13 protein-coding genes and 1 pseudogene are annotated in these 16,386 nt (G+C 64.7%); 9 read left to right on the plus strand and 5 right to left on the minus strand.

Annotated elements, in window-relative coordinates; all coding sequences use genetic code 11:
* Positions 1-32 precede the first annotated feature (32 nt).
* Positions 33-329 (plus strand): hypothetical protein, encoded by a 297-nt coding sequence (locus QW868_RS27795; RefSeq protein WP_315774273.1) that lies wholly within the window; start codon positions 33-35, stop codon positions 327-329.
* 191 nt (positions 330-520) lie between these two features.
* Here QW868_RS27795 and QW868_RS27800 read toward each other — a convergent pair whose 3' ends face one another.
* A complete protein-coding gene (locus QW868_RS27800) occupies positions 521-1,645 on the minus strand; it encodes a fatty acid desaturase (protein ID WP_315737331.1) in 1,125 nt (374 codons plus the stop codon).
* A 300-nt stretch (positions 1,646-1,945) separates the two neighbouring features.
* The gene (locus QW868_RS27805; RefSeq protein WP_315737330.1) at positions 1,946-3,025 is read right to left on the minus strand and encodes an AI-2E family transporter; all 1,080 of its coding nucleotides are present in this window, start codon (positions 3,023-3,025) and stop codon (positions 1,946-1,948) included.
* 25 nt (positions 3,026-3,050) lie between these two features.
* On the opposite strand from QW868_RS27805, the gene QW868_RS27810 reads away from it, so the two are divergent.
* From QW868_RS27810 to QW868_RS27845, 8 genes are all read left to right on the plus strand, one after another.
* Complete coding sequence (locus QW868_RS27810) at positions 3,051-3,236, plus strand: hypothetical protein (protein ID WP_315737329.1); 186 nt, start codon at positions 3,051-3,053, stop codon at positions 3,234-3,236.
* A 573-nt stretch (positions 3,237-3,809) separates the two neighbouring features.
* The gene (locus QW868_RS27815) at positions 3,810-4,985 is read left to right on the plus strand and encodes a transporter substrate-binding domain-containing protein (protein WP_316158392.1); all 1,176 of its coding nucleotides are present in this window, start codon (positions 3,810-3,812) and stop codon (positions 4,983-4,985) included.
* A 14-nt stretch (positions 4,986-4,999) separates the two neighbouring features.
* The gene (locus QW868_RS27820; protein ID WP_315737327.1) at positions 5,000-5,623 is read left to right on the plus strand and encodes an ANTAR domain-containing response regulator; all 624 of its coding nucleotides are present in this window, start codon (positions 5,000-5,002) and stop codon (positions 5,621-5,623) included.
* 240 nt (positions 5,624-5,863) lie between these two features.
* Positions 5,864-6,739: a nitrilase family protein gene (locus QW868_RS27825; RefSeq protein ID WP_316232017.1), complete on the plus strand. Its 876-nt coding sequence runs from the start codon at positions 5,864-5,866 to the stop codon at positions 6,737-6,739.
* Between the two features lie 49 nt (positions 6,740-6,788).
* Entirely contained in the window at positions 6,789-7,949 is a 1,161-nt protein-coding gene (locus QW868_RS27830) for a substrate-binding protein (protein WP_315772551.1), read from the plus strand.
* Positions 7,950-8,011: 62 nt separating this feature from the next.
* On the plus strand, positions 8,012-8,848 hold the full coding sequence (locus tag QW868_RS27835) for a branched-chain amino acid ABC transporter permease (RefSeq protein WP_316232018.1): 837 nt from the start codon (positions 8,012-8,014) through the stop codon (positions 8,846-8,848).
* A 34-nt stretch (positions 8,849-8,882) separates the two neighbouring features.
* The gene (locus tag QW868_RS27840; RefSeq protein ID WP_316232019.1) at positions 8,883-10,658 is read left to right on the plus strand and encodes a branched-chain amino acid ABC transporter ATP-binding protein/permease; all 1,776 of its coding nucleotides are present in this window, start codon (positions 8,883-8,885) and stop codon (positions 10,656-10,658) included.
* Entirely contained in the window at positions 10,655-11,356 is a 702-nt protein-coding gene (locus QW868_RS27845) for an ABC transporter ATP-binding protein (protein ID WP_315737322.1), read from the plus strand. Before QW868_RS27840 ends, QW868_RS27845 begins: the two co-directional genes overlap by 4 nt.
* Here QW868_RS27845 and QW868_RS27850 read toward each other — a convergent pair.
* The 3 genes and pseudogenes from QW868_RS27850 to QW868_RS27860 all read right to left on the minus strand — a co-directional run.
* A complete protein-coding gene (locus QW868_RS27850) occupies positions 11,353-14,475 on the minus strand; it encodes a CusA/CzcA family heavy metal efflux RND transporter (protein WP_316232020.1) in 3,123 nt (1,040 codons plus the stop codon). The two genes, QW868_RS27845 and QW868_RS27850, sit on opposite strands and share 4 nt — an antisense overlap.
* A gap of 42 nt (positions 14,476-14,517) precedes the next feature.
* Positions 14,518-15,756, minus strand: a complete 1,239-nt coding sequence (locus QW868_RS27855) for an efflux RND transporter periplasmic adaptor subunit (RefSeq protein ID WP_409998885.1) — start codon at positions 15,754-15,756, stop codon at positions 14,518-14,520.
* A gap of 168 nt (positions 15,757-15,924) precedes the next feature.
* A pseudogene (locus QW868_RS27860) lies at positions 15,925-16,386 on the minus strand (hypothetical protein); the annotation flags it as partial.

The raw sequence follows: 16,386 nt of genomic DNA on the forward strand, positions 1-16,386 counted from the left end.
ATGCTACACCACACCGAGAACCATAGGTGCTCATGATTTGGAATGTGATTGATCGGCGCAGTCGTCCCTACCGTTGGAAATTCGTGACAGCCATCGTCGAGGCCGTCGAGCACGACAACAGCTGCGCCGACGCCGACCAAGCCGACGAGGCTCCGGTGTCCCTGGTCGTAGATTACGACAAGAGAGAAGGCCTATCTGTTTGCGAGGCCATTCAATGGGCCAACGCACAGCGATGTCCCGTCACGCTCTACATCTATGATGCTGATGGAGAGACGACGGACAACCATTTTCATGCCTGCGGCGCACGCTTCGACGTCAACGACAAGTAAATCAGTCCGCAGGGCGGGCGAGCGCAGCGGCGCAGCGAAGCAATCGTAGGGTGGGCAAAGGCGCGCTCCACCGCGATCTCGGCTTGCACCGCAGTATCGCGCGCCGCGCCACCGCCGTCACGCACCGGCGCCGTTGGTGGGCACGCGCCGCCTGACGGCGTCGCTTTGCCCACCCTACGATTCCCGGGGCTTTAGCGCCTCGCCATCCTGGCTTCGCGGAACGACACCAGCCGGCGCTGCGACTCGTCCCACAGCACCAGCCGGACGCAGCGCAGGCTCTCCGGCAGCGTGATGCGGCCGATCTCGCGCAGCTCGGGATGATCGCGCAGCACGACCGGCAGCCGGTAATAGGGAATCCGGCTCGAGAGATGGTGGACGTGGTGGATGCCGATATTGGCGGTCAGCCAGTGCAGCCATCCCGGCAGGTCGTAGTGTGAGCTGCCGTAGAGCGCGGCCTGCTGCATCGTCCAGCGCTCGTCCCGCTCCCAGACGGTGTGCTCGAACTGATGCTGGACATAGAACAGCCACACCCCGGCCATGGCGGCGAGCAGCATGATCGGGAGATGCACGACCAGGAACGCCTGGATGCCGATGAGCCACATCAGCCCGGCAACCACCAAGGCAATGCCGAAATTGGTGGCCATCGTGCTGATCCAGGGCGACCAGCCGGCCCGCATGAGACCGAACGGCAGACGGTGCTGCAGGAAGAACAAATACGCAGGCCCTGCCACGAACATGACCAGCGGGTGGCGGTACAGCCGGTAGCGCAGCCGCGCCCAGGCCGACCGCGCCTGATATTCCCGCACGGTCAACGTATCGATGTCGCCGATTCCGCGCCGATCGAGGTTGCCGCTGGTGGCGTGGTGGATCGCATGGGTGCGCCGCCACCAGTCGTAGGGCGTCAGGGTCAGCACACCGAGGACACGGCCGACCCAGTCGTTCGCCTGACGCCCGGCGAAGAAGGTGCCATGGCCGCAATCGTGCTGGATCATGAACAGACGCACCAGGAAACCGCCGGCGGGGATCGCGATGAGCAACGAAGCCCAGGCATGGCCGAGCGAGAACGCGAACCAGGCGGCCGTCCACAGGGCCACCAGCGGCACGGCGGTGATCACCAGCTCGGTCACGCTGCGCAGGCGGTTTGGCGTGCGGTAGCTGCTGAGAATCTGCATCCAGTAGCGGGCATCGGCCGCGGCGCGGCCCTCGTTATCGCCGGCGCGCAGCGTGGCGCGGTCCTTGGGCGGCACAATCGCCATCGCGACTGGCTGATCGAACTGCAATGTCGTCTCCACCTTGTGTTCTTGGCGATCGCGCATGGCGAGACCGCGGCCAAATGGACCCCTGCGGACCGCCGAACAGGCTGCAGGAGTTCGAAATCACGAGCTATCGTCGGTTTAACCGCCGTCGAAGCCAAATGGTTCATCGTGCGCCTGACAACGAACCGCTCTGGAAGAGAAAGTCTGGGACGTGGACGCCCGTCAGGAGACGGGTAAAGAGCGCATGCGGCGGATCAATGAACTTAACCCGTCGAACGCCTCATGGCTAGGAGAGGACGGGTTACGATCCGTTAATCCGCCCGATGAAATGCGCGCTCCACATTGTGCACCGCGTTCCCCTCATCCCGTCCCGCGCGTGGCATCCGGCGCCAAGGCCCTCTCACAGCGCGAGGTCGAGAAGATGTCCCAGATCGCGATGAACATTGCCGCGATCACCGGCCCGATGACGAACCCGTTGAGGCCGAATGCCTCGATCCCGCCCAATGTCGAAATCAGCACCACATAGTCGGGCATCTTGGTGTCCTGTCCGACCAGGATCGGACGCAGGACATTGTCGACGAGACCGATGACGAGGGCGCCATAGGCGATCAGGACCACACCCTGCCAGATCGATCCGATGGCAAGAAGATAGAGCGCGACCGGAAACCAGACGAGGCCCGCTCCCACTGCCGGAAGCAAGGACAGGAAGGCCATCACGACTGCCCACAGCAGGGGCGCGTTGATGCCGAGGAACCAGAACATCAGGCCGCCCAGCGCGCCTTGCGCCAGAGCGACGAGCAGACTGCCCTTCACCGTCGCGCGGATGACCACGGTGAACTTCCGCAGCAGCGCATCGCGTTGCTCCGGGCGCAGCGGAATGGCGCTCTTGATGCGCTCCGATAGCGTCTCTTCGTCACGCAGCAGGAAGAACAGCAGATAGACCATGATGAACAGATTGACGAAGACTTCGAACGTACCCTGTCCGATCACGAGCGCCTGGCTCGCAATGACCTCGCTGCCCTTCAGCAGGACGGCCGACAGCTTGCCCTTCATTCCGGCGAGGCTGCCGAGTCCGAAGCGATTGAGCAGATCGACCACCCATGTCGGAAGCGCGGCCAGCATCTTCTGGAAGTACTGTCCAATGTCGAGCTGACCGGACTGCATCTGTTTGTAGACTCCGGAGGCCTCCTGCGCCAGCGACGCCCCGATCAGCGACAGCGGAAGGATGACGATCACGACGAAGATCAACACCACGACGGCCGCCGCCAGGCCGTGTCGGCCGTGCATCGACCGCGCCAACCAACGGTGCAGCGGAACGAAGACGATGACGCCGATGACGCCCCACAGAACCGCGCCGTAGAACGGCAGCAGGATCCACCCGAACATCAGCGATATCGCGACGAGCAAGAGAAGCAGGGCTCGGTCTTCGAGGCTACGCATCTGGCTTTCCTAGCGGACCGGGACCATGAGTTGGACCGTTCCTTCCTCCACGGCGGACGGTTTGCCGCTTGGTCGCGAAATGGTCAACGTTCGAATTCGACTTTGGCCCCTGCCACGACGCGACATTGCCGGCGAAAACATGCTCCAGAACGCCGAATTTGTCTGCCGTTCCAGCAACAACGCCGATTTCAAGAGCCTGCTCGAAAAATAAAGCGCTTCTGAAAATCAGCAAATCAGGCGTATAAGGTCCGCGTTCCGGTCCGGATGAGGGGCGTACGCGTCGTCACGAGACGTTGGACCGGCAATGCGGTGGACCCGAGGGCATCGGCGCGCATCATGTGTGCGGACGAACGATGGCCTTGCGGACGTGAAATCGCGTGGTCCTGGCCTCCCGGTGCTGAGGCTGGAGGTTGCGGAGTCCTGATGAGCTCTGCGATCGACGGGGTCAATCAAGCCGGTCCCCGGGGAGATCGCGTATAAGCGTTAAAACCTCCGCGCAGGGAATGCCGGGATGTCTCGGCTGACCTGTGGTGACTGCCGCCTGCTTTTTTTCTGCAGGCGGGCCATGGGTGCGGCCAGCGCCCGGCATTCCCTGCGCCCTCATCGGTTCACGAGGGCCCGCCAGCCGCATGATCCGGACGCCCTGGCGTCGCGGCGATGCTGCGGCTTGCCTGATCAGGATCCCCGCCTGCGGCCCCGCCCCCGGTTGCCAACCGCACGGCGAGCCGCAATAGTCCGCGCTTCCGAGCCGGCCCGACCGGCCCGTTGACCTGGAGGCATGATGATGACGACGAGACCGGCCGCAAAATCATCCGACAAGGATGTCTGGCGCGTCGGCGTGCTGTTCTCGCGCAGCGGCCTGATGGAGGTCACGGAGTCCGAGCACTTCTTCGGCACCGCGCTGGCGATCCAGGAGATCAACCGGGACGGCGGCGTGCTCGGCCGCGAGATCGAGGTCATCGCCTATGATCCAGGCTCGCAGCCGGAAACGTTCCGCAAGCTCGCCGACCGCCTGCTCACCGAGGACGGCGCTTCCGTGATCTTCGGCTGCTCGACCTCGGCCGAGCGCAAGGCGGTGCTGCCGGCGATTGAACGCCGCAACGGCCTCCTCTGGTACCCGTCGCTCTACGAGGGTTTTGAATATTCGCCGAACGTGATCTACACGGGACCGGCGCCGAACCAGAACGCGTTCCAGCTCGCCGAATACATCGTGCGCAAGCACGGCCCGCGCGTCTATCTGATCGGATCGGACTACATCTATCCGCGCGAATCCAACCGCATCATGCGCGACCTCGTCGAGTCCTATGCCGGCCGCGTCGTCGGCGAGCAATATGTGACGATGGAGGCTGGAGACGCCGAACTCGCACGCGGGCTCGACGCCATCAGGAACGCCGCGCCCGACGTGGTGTTCTCGACCATCGTCGGCCGTACCGCGCAGCGCTTCTACCGGATGTATGCGCAGGCGGGCTTCGATCCGAAGCGGCTGCCCATCGCCAGTCTCACAATGGCTGAAGGCGAGGTCCGCGCCATCGGCGCCGAATACTGCGCGGGTCACCTCACCGCGGCGAGCTATTTCGGTACGCTCGCGCGCGACAGCAACGACCGCTTCAAGGCGGCGTTCGCCGCCGCCTTCGGCCCCGACAAGCCGGTCAGCATGTGGAGCGCCTCGGCCTATGCGCAGATCAAGCTGTTCGCGCTGGCGCTGGCGCAGGCGGGCAGCCTCGACACCCAGAAGCTGGTGGAAGCTGCGCTCGGCCTCAGCCTCGATGCGCCGGAAGGACCGATCCGGATCGATCCCGACAATAACCATGTCTGGGTGACGCCGCGGATCGGACGCGTCCGCGCCGACGGCCAGTTCGACATCGTCTGGGAGAGCAAGAGCCCGATCAAGCCCGATCCCTATCTTTCGGTGTCGCCGATCGGCGGCCGCTGGCTGAGCGAAGAGGCGCTGTCGGCATGAGGCCGGATGACCGCATGAAGCCCGGCGTGCGCCGCCTCATCGAGGAACTGCGCGGCGCCCGCGTGCTGGTGATCCATCCGCGCGACGCCGAGGGGGACGCGCTGATCGACCAGCTCAAGCGCATCGGCTGCAACGTGCGCGGCGTATGGCCGCCGCCGGCCGCGATCCCGCACGACATCGACACGGTGTTCCAGCTGATCGAGACCTCGGAGGAGATGATCTTTCCGGAAGGCACCAGCGATCATCCCCTCACCTTCATCGCCATCGTCGACTACGAGAACCCGACCATCCTGAAGCGACTGCTCGACAGCAATGCACATGGCGTCGTCAACAAGCCGATCCGCTCGTTCGGCATTTTGTCGTCGCTGGTGCTGGCGCGCTCGCTGCGCGGCTACACGCGCCGCCTCGAGGGCAAGGTACAGAAGCTCGAGGAGACCTTGAAGGCGCGGCGCGACGTCGACAAGGCGGTGAAGATCCTGATGGGGCTGAAGCAGGTCGGCGAGGTCGAGGCTTACGAGCTGATCCGCGCGCAGGCGACGCAGAAGCGCGTCGCGATGGCCGACATCGCAATCTCCATCATCAATGCACAGGAGACGCTCGGAGGACTGGGGGTGCTGGATGCGCCGGCCTCGCGCTGAGCGGGTGTTTCCGCGCTCATGCGTTGGGCAGCCGCGGCCCGAAATTTTTGCAGCCGATGGCGTTGACTTCGTATCAAGCATGGGAATTACTTGAGGCCATCGCGGACATCGGATGTCCGCCAATGGCCGGTCGGCCATTTCACATCAGGCTATGCAGCCCTCGCATTGCGCCGCAAGGCGCAGTCGGGGGCTTTTTGTTTGGCGCGCGCGGACCTCGCGAACGCAACGGAGACTCGTGCCTTGACGACGGATGACGACAGCAAAGTGCGGATCGCCTGCATCCAGATGCAGCCGATGGTCGGCGAGTTGGCAACCAACCTCGCCCACAGCCTCGATCTGATCCAACAGGCGGTGGCGCAAGGCGCCAACCTCGTGGTGCTGCCCGAGCTCGCCTCCTCAGGCTACGTGTTCAATTCGCGCGAAGAGGCCTTCGCTGCCTCCGAGACCATTCCTGGCGGTCCCGCCGTGACGGCCTGGAGCGAGATCGCGGCCGAGCACGGCCTGCATCTCGTGGCCGGGATCTGCGAGCGCGACGGCGCAAAGCTCTACAACAGCGCGGTGCTGATCGGGCCGAAGGGCTACATCGGCACGTTCCGCAAGGTACACCTGTGGAACGAGGAGAACCTGTATTTCGAGCCCGGCAATCTCGGCTTCCCCGTCTACCACACCGAGATCGGCCGCATCGGCATGGCGATCTGCTACGATGGCTGGTTCCCGGAGAGCTATCGCCTCAACGCGCTGCAGGGCGCCGATATCGTCTGCGTGCCGACCAACTGGGTTCCGATCCCCGGCCAGGCGCCGGGCCGCGAGGCCATGGCCAACATTCTGGCGATGGCGGCGGCGCATTCCAACTCGATCTTCATCGCCTGCGCTGACCGCGTCGGTGTCGAGCGCGGCCAGCCGTTCGAGGGCCAGAGCCTGATCGTCAGCTACACCGGCTGGCCCGTCGCCGGCCCCGCGAGCCGCGATAAGGAGGAGATCGTGATTGCCGACGTCGCGCTCGGCGAGGCCCGCCGCGCCCGCAACTGGAACGCCTTCAACCAGGTCCTGCGCGACCGCCGCTCCGACGTCTATGACGAGATGCTCGGCAGCGAGGTCAAACGGGGTTGGTACTGACTGCTTCACAACGACTTTTCAGCTTTCGACCATTCACGGAGGACAATCGATGACGTCGCGTTTGATCACCACCTCGCTGGCGCTCGCCCTTGCGGCGACGGCACTCTCCCCTGCTTTGGCCGCCGATCCGATCAAGATCGGCGTCCCCGTCGGCCTGTCCGGCGCCAACTCCGTCGTCGCTCCCTCGGTGGTGCAGTCGGCCGAGCTCGCAGTTGAGGAGATCAACGCCAAGGGCGGCGTGCTCGGCCGCAAGCTCGCGCTCGAGGTCGCCGATGACGCCTCGGGCGCCGCCGGCGCGCAGAAGGCATTCGACGCACTGATCTTCCAGAAGAAGGTCAACGTGCTGATCTCGATGGAGACCAGCGCGGCCCGCAATGCCGGCCTGCCGATCGTCGCCCGCGGCAAGACGCCCTACATCTACACCTCGTTCTACGAGGGCAAGTCCTGCAGCCCCTATCTGTATGTCAACGCCTGGGTGCCGGACCAGCAGGTGCCGCCGATCGTCGACTACTTCAACAAGGAGAAGAAGGCGAAGAACTACTTCCTGATCGGCTCCGACTACGCCTTCGGCCGCGGCATGCTCGGCTTCACCAAGAGCTACATCGAGAAGACCGGCGGCAAGGTGGTCGGCGAGGAATATCTGCCGATGGATGGCTCCGACTGGACGTCGATCATCTCCAAGCTCAAGGCATCGGGTGCGGACGCGCTGATCACCTCGACCGCGGGCGGCGCACCGAACGTGACCCTGACGAAGCAGTTGCGCGCCGCCGGCGTGAACCTGCCTTACGGCAACCTCGCCGTCGACGAGGGCACCGCCAAGGGCATGGGCGCTGATGCCGCCGGCATCTTCCTCTCCGCCTCCTACGTGACCGGCATCGACACGCCCGCCAACAAGACGTTCCTGGCGGCGATGGCCAAGAAGTTCGGTGCCGAGCTCAAGACGCCGAACGATCTCTCGGTCCCGGAATATGAGGCGGTCTACGCCTACAAGGCGGCGGTCGAGAAGGCCGGCAGCACCGACCAGGACAAGGTCCTGAAGGCGTTGGCCGAGGTCTCGGTCGACGGCCCGCGCGGCACGATCAAGATGGACAAGCAGCGCCATGCGCCGCTGACGATGTATCTCGGCCAGGTCCAGGCCGACGGCAGCGTGAAGGTGATCCAGAGCTTCCAGAACGTCGATCCCGGCGCGCAGTGCCCGGGCAAGTCCTGATCGCGTATGCTTCCGCGGGGCGGACGCGCGTCCGCCTCGCAACCTCTCGACTGGAAATGTCCATGCTGACCGTCGCCCTTGATGCCGTCACGACGGCCGCCATGCTCTTCATCATTGCCGCCGGCCTGCTGATCGTGTTCGGCGTCATGAAGATCATCAATTTCGCCCATGCCGCCTTTCTGACCGTCGGCGCCTATGCCGCGCTGGTCGGCACGCAGTTGAACCTGCCCTGGTTCCTGATCTTGCCGTTTGCCTTTGCTGCCGGCGCCGTCTGCGGCGGGGTCACCGAGGTCGTGATCGTGCGGCGTCTCTACAAGCGCCCGCTCGATGCGATCCTCGCCACCTGGGGACTCGGAATCGTTCTCGGACAGCTCATTACGTTGATGTTCGGCCGCGAGGTCCAGTTCGTGCAGGCGCCAATCTCAGGCACGATCCATCTGTTCGGGGCGGACTATTCGGCCTACCGGCTGGTGATGATCGTCGCGGCCATCATTGTCGGCCTGCTGTTCACCGCCCTGCTCAACGGGACGCGGCTCGGCCTGTCGACCAAGGCCGTGATCATGAACGAAATGCTGGCGCAGGGCCTCGGCGTCGATTCCTCGCGGGTCAGACTCATCACCTTTGCGCTCGGCAGCGGGCTTGCGGCGCTCTCCGGCGCCCTGATCACACCGCTCTCCAGCGTCGATCCGAACATGGGCGTCCCATGGCTGATCGGCGCGTTCATGCTGGTCATGGTGTCCGGCGGCTCGCTGCTTGCGCTCGCCGGCTCCTGCGCCGTGCTCGGGACGTTGCAGGTCTTGGTCTCCACCTTTGTCAATCCGATCCTCGGCGGCCTTACCATTGCGATCTGCGCCGCCATCGTGCTGCGGATCCGGCCGGAGGGTTTTGCCCGTGCCTGATGCGCGCCCCCTCGCCTCGCCCGAGACGCCCGCAATGAGCCGTGCGATGCCGCGCATGATCGTCCCGGTGGTGCTCGTGGCCATCGCGGCCGGCGTGATCGTCATCGCGCCGCTGCTGCTCGATACCTACCTCGTGAACATCCTGGTGCGTGCCTGCTTCGTCGCCATCGCCGCCATTACCGTCGACATCATGTGGGGTTATTGCGGTACGCTGACCTTCGGCCAGTCCGCGTTCTTCGGCATCGGCGCCTACGCGCTCGCGATCATGTTCACCGAATATGGCTTCGGCCCCTGGCAGGTCTGTGCCGCGATCGCCGCCGCGGTGACGATCGCTGCAGCTGTCGCAGCTTTCACTGGCTGGCTGTCGTTCTATCCCGGCTCCACACCGCTCTACGCCTCGGTGATCTCTCTGGTGGTGCCGATCGTGCTGGTGCAGATCCTCTATTCCGGCGGCACCTTCACCGGCTCGTCCAGCGGCCTCGTCGGCTTCGAGAGCTTCGATCTGGAGATCGAGACCTGGCTGCGCCTCGCCGGCCTCGGGCTGCTTGCCTCGGCCGTGCTGGCGCTCATCCTGATGCGCAGCGACACCGGGCGCCTGCTTGCAGCGCTGCGCGACAACGACGCGCGCTGCACCTATCTCGGCATCGACACCTCGCGGCTGCGCATCATCGTGCTCGTGCTGTCCGCGATCGTCTCCGCGCTGGCCGGCTTCTTCTATGCCGGATTCGGCGGCGTCGCCGCGCCCGAGAACGCGAGCTTCGCCTTCGGAACCAACCTCGTGATCATGGTCGCGCTCGGCGGCCGCGGCACCGTGATCGGTCCGGTGATCGGCGCGCTTTGCATCGAGGTGGCGAGCGCCTACCTTGCCAATAGCCTCCCCTATGTGTGGGAGCTGATCGTCGGGCTTGCGCTGATCATCGTGATCCTTGTCTTCCCGGACGGCCTGCTTGGCGCTGTGATGCGCCTGTTCAAGCGCGGTGGTTCGGGACGGAGCACTGCGACGACGCTGCGCCCGGCCGCCGCCGCCACGGCGGTCAGCAATCCGGACGCCGTTGCAATCGAAGTTCGCGCGCTCGGCAAGCATTATGGCAGTCTCGCAGTGCTGGACGGCGTGCAGTTCACGGCATATCGCGGCGAATTGCTGAGCCTCGTCGGTCCCAACGGGGCCGGCAAGACCACCTTGATCCGTTGCCTCTCCGACGGCCGCGAGCGCTCGACCGGCGACGTCGCGATCGCCGGCCATGACATCGTACGGCTGCCGCCGGATCGCGTCGTCCGTTTTGGTCTCGGGCGCAAGTTCCAGACGGCTTCGGTGTTCGAGACGCTGACCGTCGCAGAGTGCCTGCGCGTCGCGCGGACACACGCTGATCCTCCTGCGCTGACGTCGCGCGCGGTGACGCTGGTGCTGCCGCCTGCCGCCATGTCGGTCGTCGAACGCTCCGGGCTCAGCGAGCGCCTCGACGAGGAGGCCCGCAATCTCAGCCATGGCCTGAAGCAGGCGCTCGAGCTCGCGATGGTGCTGTCGCTCGAGCCCGACGTGCTGCTGCTGGATGAGCCAACCGCCGGACTGACGCGCGCAGAGCGCCAGAGCTTCGCCGATATCCTCACCGCCCTTGCCCGTCGCGACCGGCTCTGCATACTCCTGGTCGAGCACGATCTCGATTTCGTCCGCGAGATCTCCTCGCGAATCATCGTACTGCACCAGGGCCGGCTCGCGCTCGACGGCTCGGTCGACGAGGTCGTGAACAGCGAGCTGGTACGCGAGATATATACCGGCCAGCACGCGCCGCATGCGGAGGCCACGGCATGAGCGCGACGCTGGAAGTCACCGAGCTGGCGAGCGGCTATGGCTCGTCGGAGGTCATCAGCAATGTCGGCTTTGCACTGGCAAAGGCCGAGACGCTTGCCATCGTCGGCAAGAACGGCATGGGCAAGACCTCGCTGCTCAAGGCCATCGTCGGCTTCCTGCCGGCCTGGCGCGGCCGAGTGAAACTTGCAGGCAAGGACGTGACGCGGGTGGCGCCGCATCTGAAGCGGAAGATGGGGCTGGTCTATGTTCCCCAGGAACATGCGCTGTTCCAGGACCTGTCGGTGCGCGACAATCTCAGACTTGGGGTGCTCACGGACGATGACATGACCGCGCGTTTCGAGCAGGTCGGCGGCTGGTTTCCGGTGCTGACCAAGCGGCTGAGCCAGCGGGCCGGCACGCTGTCCGGCGGCGAGCAGAAGATGCTGATCGTGGCGCGCGCGCTGATGGCGAAGCCCGACGTGCTGCTGCTCGACGAGGTCACGGAAGGTCTGCAGCCGTCCGTCGTCGACCGGCTGTCCGAGGTGCTGGTGCGGGTCCGGCGCGAGATCGGCACCTCCATGATCGTGGTCGAGCAGCATCTGCCGTTCGCGCTTTCGATCAGCGACAGATACCTCGTGTTCAAGCGCGGCGAGATCGTCGATGCCGCCGCAGTCGATCGTGACTCCGCCGCGCGCATCGACGAGCACATGCGCATCTAGCGGATCCGTCGCCGCGAGAACAGCGAGATCAGGACCGGCAGCGTGATGAGGATGACCACCGGCGCCAGCATCATGCCGGTGACCACGACGATCGCGAGCGGCTTCTGCACCTGCGAGCCGATGCCGGTCGACACCGCGGCCGGCATCAGGCCGATGCCGGCGACGACGCAGGTCATCAGCACCGGCCGAAGCTGCAATTCGCCGGTGCGGATGACCGCCTCGATGCGGTCGACGCCCTCGTCGATCAGCTGGTTGAACTGCGACAGGATGATGATGCCGTCCATCACGGCGATCCCGAACAGCGCGATGAAGCCGATCGCGGCCGACACGCTGAACGGAATGCCCGACAACACGAGGCCGACGACGCCGCCGAAGATCGCCATCGGGATCACGCTCATCGCCAGCAGCGTGTCGACCATCGAGCCGAAATTGAACCACAAGAGCACGCCGATCAGAGCGAGGCTGATCGGCACCACGATCGACAACCGTTTGATTGCGTCCTGCAGATTGCCGAACTCGCCGACCCACTCGACGCGTGAGCCCGGCGGCAACTGCACCTGCTCGGCGACCTTCTGCTGCGCCTCCTGGATCGCACTGCCGAGATCGCGCTCGCGCACCGAGAACTTGATCGGCAGATAGCGCTCCTGCTGCTCGCGATAGATATAGGCCGCGCCCGAGACCAGCTTGATGGTCGCGACCTCGCTCAGCGGAATCTGGGTGATGCCGTTCGGCCCCTGCGCGCCGATGCGCAAATTCTCGATCGCCTCCGCACTCTTGCGATATTCCGGCGCCAGACGGACGATGATCGGGAAATGCCGGTCGCTGCCCGGCTCGTAGAGATCTCCCGCAGTGTCACCGCCGATCGCGACCTTGATGGTGGCGTTGATGTCGCCGGGCGCCAGCCCATAGCGTGCAGCCTTGGCGCGGTCGATGTCGATCTGGACCGTCGGCTGTCCGAGCGAGGTGAACACCGCAAGGTCGGTGACGCCCTGCACGGTGGACAGGACCTGCTTGATCTTGTTGGCGGTGTCCGTCAGCGCCTGCAGATCATTGCCGTAGAGCTTGATCGAGTTCTCGCCCTTCACGCCGGAGACGGCTTCCGAGACGTTGTCCTGCAGATATTGCGAGAAGTTGAACTCGACACCGGGAAAGCGGTCGTCGAGCTGCTTCAGCAGCTCCGCAGTGAGCTGGTCCTTGTCCTTGGTGCCGGGCCAGTCCTTGACCGGCTTCAGCGGCGCGAAGAACTCGGCATTGAAGAAGCCCGCGGCATCGGTGCCGTCGTCGGGACGGCCGTGCTGCGAGACCACCGCATCGACCTCGGGCCGCGCGCGGATGATCTTGCGCATCTCGTTGACGTAGGCGTTACCTTCCTGCAGCGAGATCGTCGGCGGCAGGGTCGCACGGATCCAGAGATTGCCCTCCTCCAGCTTGGGCAGGAATTCCAGGCCCAGCAGTCGGCCAACCACCACCGTCAGCAATACGAGGCCGATCGCGCCGGTCATCACCAGGTTGCGATTGCCGACAGCCCAGCGCAGCACCGGCGAATAGATCGCGTGCAGCAGTCGCATCAGGCGCGTCTCGGTCTCCTCGACATGCGCCGGAAGGATGATCGCACTGAGCGCGGGCGTGACCGTGAAGGTCGCGAGCAGACCGCCGGCGAGCGCATAGGCGTAGGTGCGCGCCATCGGCCCGAAGATGTTGCCCTCGACGCCGCTGAGCGTGAACAGCGGCAGAAACGCGGCGATGATGATGGCTGCGGCAAAGAAGATCGAGCGCGACACGTCCGCCGCGGCTGACAGGATCGCGTGGCTCTTCATGCCCATCATCGTTTCCGGTGAGATGTGGCTCTCCTCGGCTGCCGATAGCGGCGTGGTCTGCGTCAGCCGGCGGAAGATCGCCTCGACCATGATCACGGTGGCATCGACGATCAGGCCGAAATCGATTGCACCGACCGACAGCAGGTTGGCGGACTCGCCGCGCAGCACCAGGATGATGACGGCAAAGAACAGCGCGAACGGAATGGTGGCGCCGACGATCAGCGCGCTGCGCAGATTGCCCAGGAAAATCCACTGCAGCAGCACGATCAGGCCGATGCCGACCACCATGTTGTGCAGCACGGTGTGGGTCGTGGTGTCGATCAGGTCCTTGCGGTCGTAGATGCGCTCGATACGCACGCCCGGCGGCAGGATCGTCGAATTGTTGATCTGATCGACCAGTTGCTCGACGCGGGCGATCGTCGGCGAGCTCTGCTCGCCGCGCCGCATCAGCACGATGCCCTGGACGATGTCGTCATTGTTGTTCAGGCCGGCGATGCCGAGCCGCGGCTTCTCCGCCACCGTGACGTTGGCGACGTCCTTCACCAGCACCGGGTTGCCGCCGCTCTGCGACACCATGGTGTTGGCGAGGTCGTCCATCGAGCGGATCAGGCCGACACCGCGCACGACCGCCGACTGCGTGCCGATCTCGACCGTGTTGCCGCCGACGTTGATGTTGGAGTTGCCGACCGCCTGCAAGAGCTGCGGCAGGGTCAGGCCGTTCGCGACGAGCTTGTTGAAGTCGACCTGGATCTCATAGGTCTTGGTCTTGCCGCCCCAGCCGGTGACGTCGATGACGCCAGGCACCGCGCGGAAGCGGCGCTGTAGCACCCAGTCCTGCAAGGTCTTGAGGTCGAGCACGCTGTAGCCCGGCGGACCGCGCAAGCGATAGCGATAGATTTCGCCGACCGCGCTGAGCGGTGAGATCTGCGGCGTGACGTTGCCCGGCAGCGGCGACAGTTGCGACAGGCGATTCAGCACCTGCTGCAAGGCTTCATCGTAGGTGTAGTCGAACGAGAACTGCAGCTTGACGTCGGACAGGCCATACAGCGAGATCGTGCGGATGTTGCGCAGGTTCTTGATGCCCGCGACCTGGGTCTCGATCGGGATCGTGATGTAGCGCTCGATCTCCTCGGCCGAGAGGCCTGGGCTCTGCGTCACGATGTCGACCATCGGCGGGGTCGGATCTGGATAGGCCTCGATGTTGAGCTGGCGGAATGCGATCAGACCTCCGATCAGGACGGCGACGAACATTCCGACCATCAGGAAGCGCCGCTGAACGGCGATGGCGACGAGACGGTCCATTCAGATCGGCACTTTCAGGAAGACAGGCAGGAGAAGCGCATGTCAGCTGCCCGAGGCTGCGCGATCGATGAACAGGCTGCCCTTGGTGACGATCTGCTCGCCGGCGCTCAGATTGCTTTCGACCGCGACCTGATCGCCATTGATCAAACCGGTCTTGATCTTGCGCAGCTCGATCGACTTGTCGGGGCGGGCGACCCAGACGCGGACTTGGTTGCCTTCGTAGATCAGCGCCTGCCGCGGCACCGCGACCGCGGGCTGTTCGCCTGGCGAATAGATCGTCACGTTGGCGAACATCTCCGGCTTCAGCAGGCCATCCTTGTTGTCGATGGTGGCGCGGACCAGGAGCCGCCGTGTCGCCGGGTCGATCGATGCGGCGACGTAGTTGATGCTGGCCTTGAGCGGCCGGCCGGGCAGCGCCAGCACGTTGACGAGAATCTCCTCGCCGACGTTCACCAGCGCCGCATCGCTCTCGCGGACGAAGGCCGTCAGCCAGACGGTGGAGAGATCACCGATCACGAATACCGGGTCGCTCGCACCGGAATTGACATATTGTCCAGGGCCGACCTTGCGCTGCACGACCGTGCCGGCGATCGGCGAGTAGATGGTGATCTCGCGATCGATCACGCCCTTGCTCTGGAAATCGGTGATCGCGGCCTCGGTGAAGCCGAGGATGCGCAGCTTGTTGCGCGCGGCCTCCAGCGCCGTTTGTGACGACCGCATGTCATTCTGAGCCTGAACGGAGGTCGCCTCCGCCTGCTGGAAATCCTTCAGCGGGATCGCCCGGCCTTCGAACAGGTCCTTGGCGCGCTTGTACTGGATGTCGGCGAGGTCGAGGGCAGACTTCGCCTTGTTCATCGCGGTGATGGCGGCGATGAAATCGTTCTGCGCCTGCACGGTGTCGGCGGCCTCGATCACGAACAGCGGCTGGCCCTGGCGCACGGTTTCGCCGGGACGGGCGAGCAGCTTGGTGACACGGCCGGCATAGGGCGAGAAAACCGGTGTCGAACGATCCTCGTCGACGGCAACCTTGCCCTCGGTAATATGCTCGGCACGAAATATCTTCTCGCACACCGGCTCGATCGTCAGCGTCGACCATTCCGCCGCCGATGGCGTGAAGCTGGTGCCGTTGCGTTTGGACTGGCTGGAGAGCTCGATATTGTCCTTCGCAGCCGTTCCCGACCGGAACTGCATGTAGCCATAGCCGCCCGCGCCGGCCATCGCCAGGGCAGCAAGGCCGATCAGCAGCCGCTTGGTGCTGAGCATCTGCGGAGATGGGTTCATGTCAGACGCCATGGCTGGTCAGATCGGCTCGCTTTATCGGTCGACGATTCCGGCTCTGGCGGTCTCATCGTTGCGCTAATAGTGCGGAACTGGAGCTTTAAACAACCTAAAAATCGCCCAACCCGCCTCTGTTTTGCTTTAAAAATTTGAAAGTTGAACGACAGCCGTTCAGCCTGCATTCAGCTGGTTCCGGGCAATCGCGGTTTCACCGCGACGCACCATGGACGCATCGAGCGCGCGGCGGATCGCCGTGACGGTGTTGCTAGTCTGTAGGCCAACCTCCGCGGGTACGCACCTACTCCAGCCTGACGCCCATGCTCCGGATTTGCGTTCCAGCTCGGACGGGCTCGCAACGTCGCGCGTGTCCGCAAAAATCGAGTCATGGTTTTCAAGGCCCTGCGATGGGTGACGGTCCATCGTGCGATCATCCGTTGCAGCTTCGATCCGTTGACTGTGACACGCACATGAATACGTCGTCTCGCGGCGCGAATGCGCCCGAGTCTTGCCGATCGTTTCACCCTCTCGTGAAGAGGGCGCAGGGAAGGCCAGGCGCCGGCTGACGCCTGCGGCCCGCCTGCGAGAAAAAATGCAGGCGGCAGGTACCACAGGTGCAGCCGAGAACGCCCGGCC

The organism is Bradyrhizobium sp. SZCCHNR1051, from assembly GCF_032489615.1.
In the GTDB taxonomy this organism is placed as follows: Bacteria; Pseudomonadota; Alphaproteobacteria; order Rhizobiales; family Xanthobacteraceae; genus Bradyrhizobium.

Coding starts and splice junctions, on each gene's coding strand:
- QW868_RS27855 (WP_409998885.1), bottom strand. CDS start 15,756: ATGAACCCATCTCCGCAGATGCTCAGCACCAAGCGGCTGCTGATCGGC.
- QW868_RS27805 (WP_315737330.1), bottom strand. CDS start 3,025: ATGCGTAGCCTCGAAGACCGAGCCCTGCTTCTCTTGCTCGTCGCGATA.
- QW868_RS27850 (WP_316232020.1), bottom strand. CDS start 14,475: ATGGACCGTCTCGTCGCCATCGCCGTTCAGCGGCGCTTCCTGATGGTC.
- QW868_RS27810 (WP_315737329.1), top strand. CDS start 3,051: ATGAGTTGGACCGTTCCTTCCTCCACGGCGGACGGTTTGCCGCTTGGT.
- QW868_RS27845 (WP_315737322.1), top strand. CDS start 10,655: ATGAGCGCGACGCTGGAAGTCACCGAGCTGGCGAGCGGCTATGGCTCG.
- QW868_RS27800 (WP_315737331.1), bottom strand. CDS start 1,645: ATGCGCGATCGCCAAGAACACAAGGTGGAGACGACATTGCAGTTCGAT.
- QW868_RS27795 (WP_315774273.1), top strand. CDS start 33: ATGATTTGGAATGTGATTGATCGGCGCAGTCGTCCCTACCGTTGGAAA.
- QW868_RS27815 (WP_316158392.1), top strand. CDS start 3,810: ATGACGACGAGACCGGCCGCAAAATCATCCGACAAGGATGTCTGGCGC.
- QW868_RS27835 (WP_316232018.1), top strand. CDS start 8,012: ATGCTGACCGTCGCCCTTGATGCCGTCACGACGGCCGCCATGCTCTTC.
- QW868_RS27830 (WP_315772551.1), top strand. CDS start 6,789: ATGACGTCGCGTTTGATCACCACCTCGCTGGCGCTCGCCCTTGCGGCG.
- QW868_RS27840 (WP_316232019.1), top strand. CDS start 8,883: ATGAGCCGTGCGATGCCGCGCATGATCGTCCCGGTGGTGCTCGTGGCC.
- QW868_RS27820 (WP_315737327.1), top strand. CDS start 5,000: ATGAAGCCCGGCGTGCGCCGCCTCATCGAGGAACTGCGCGGCGCCCGC.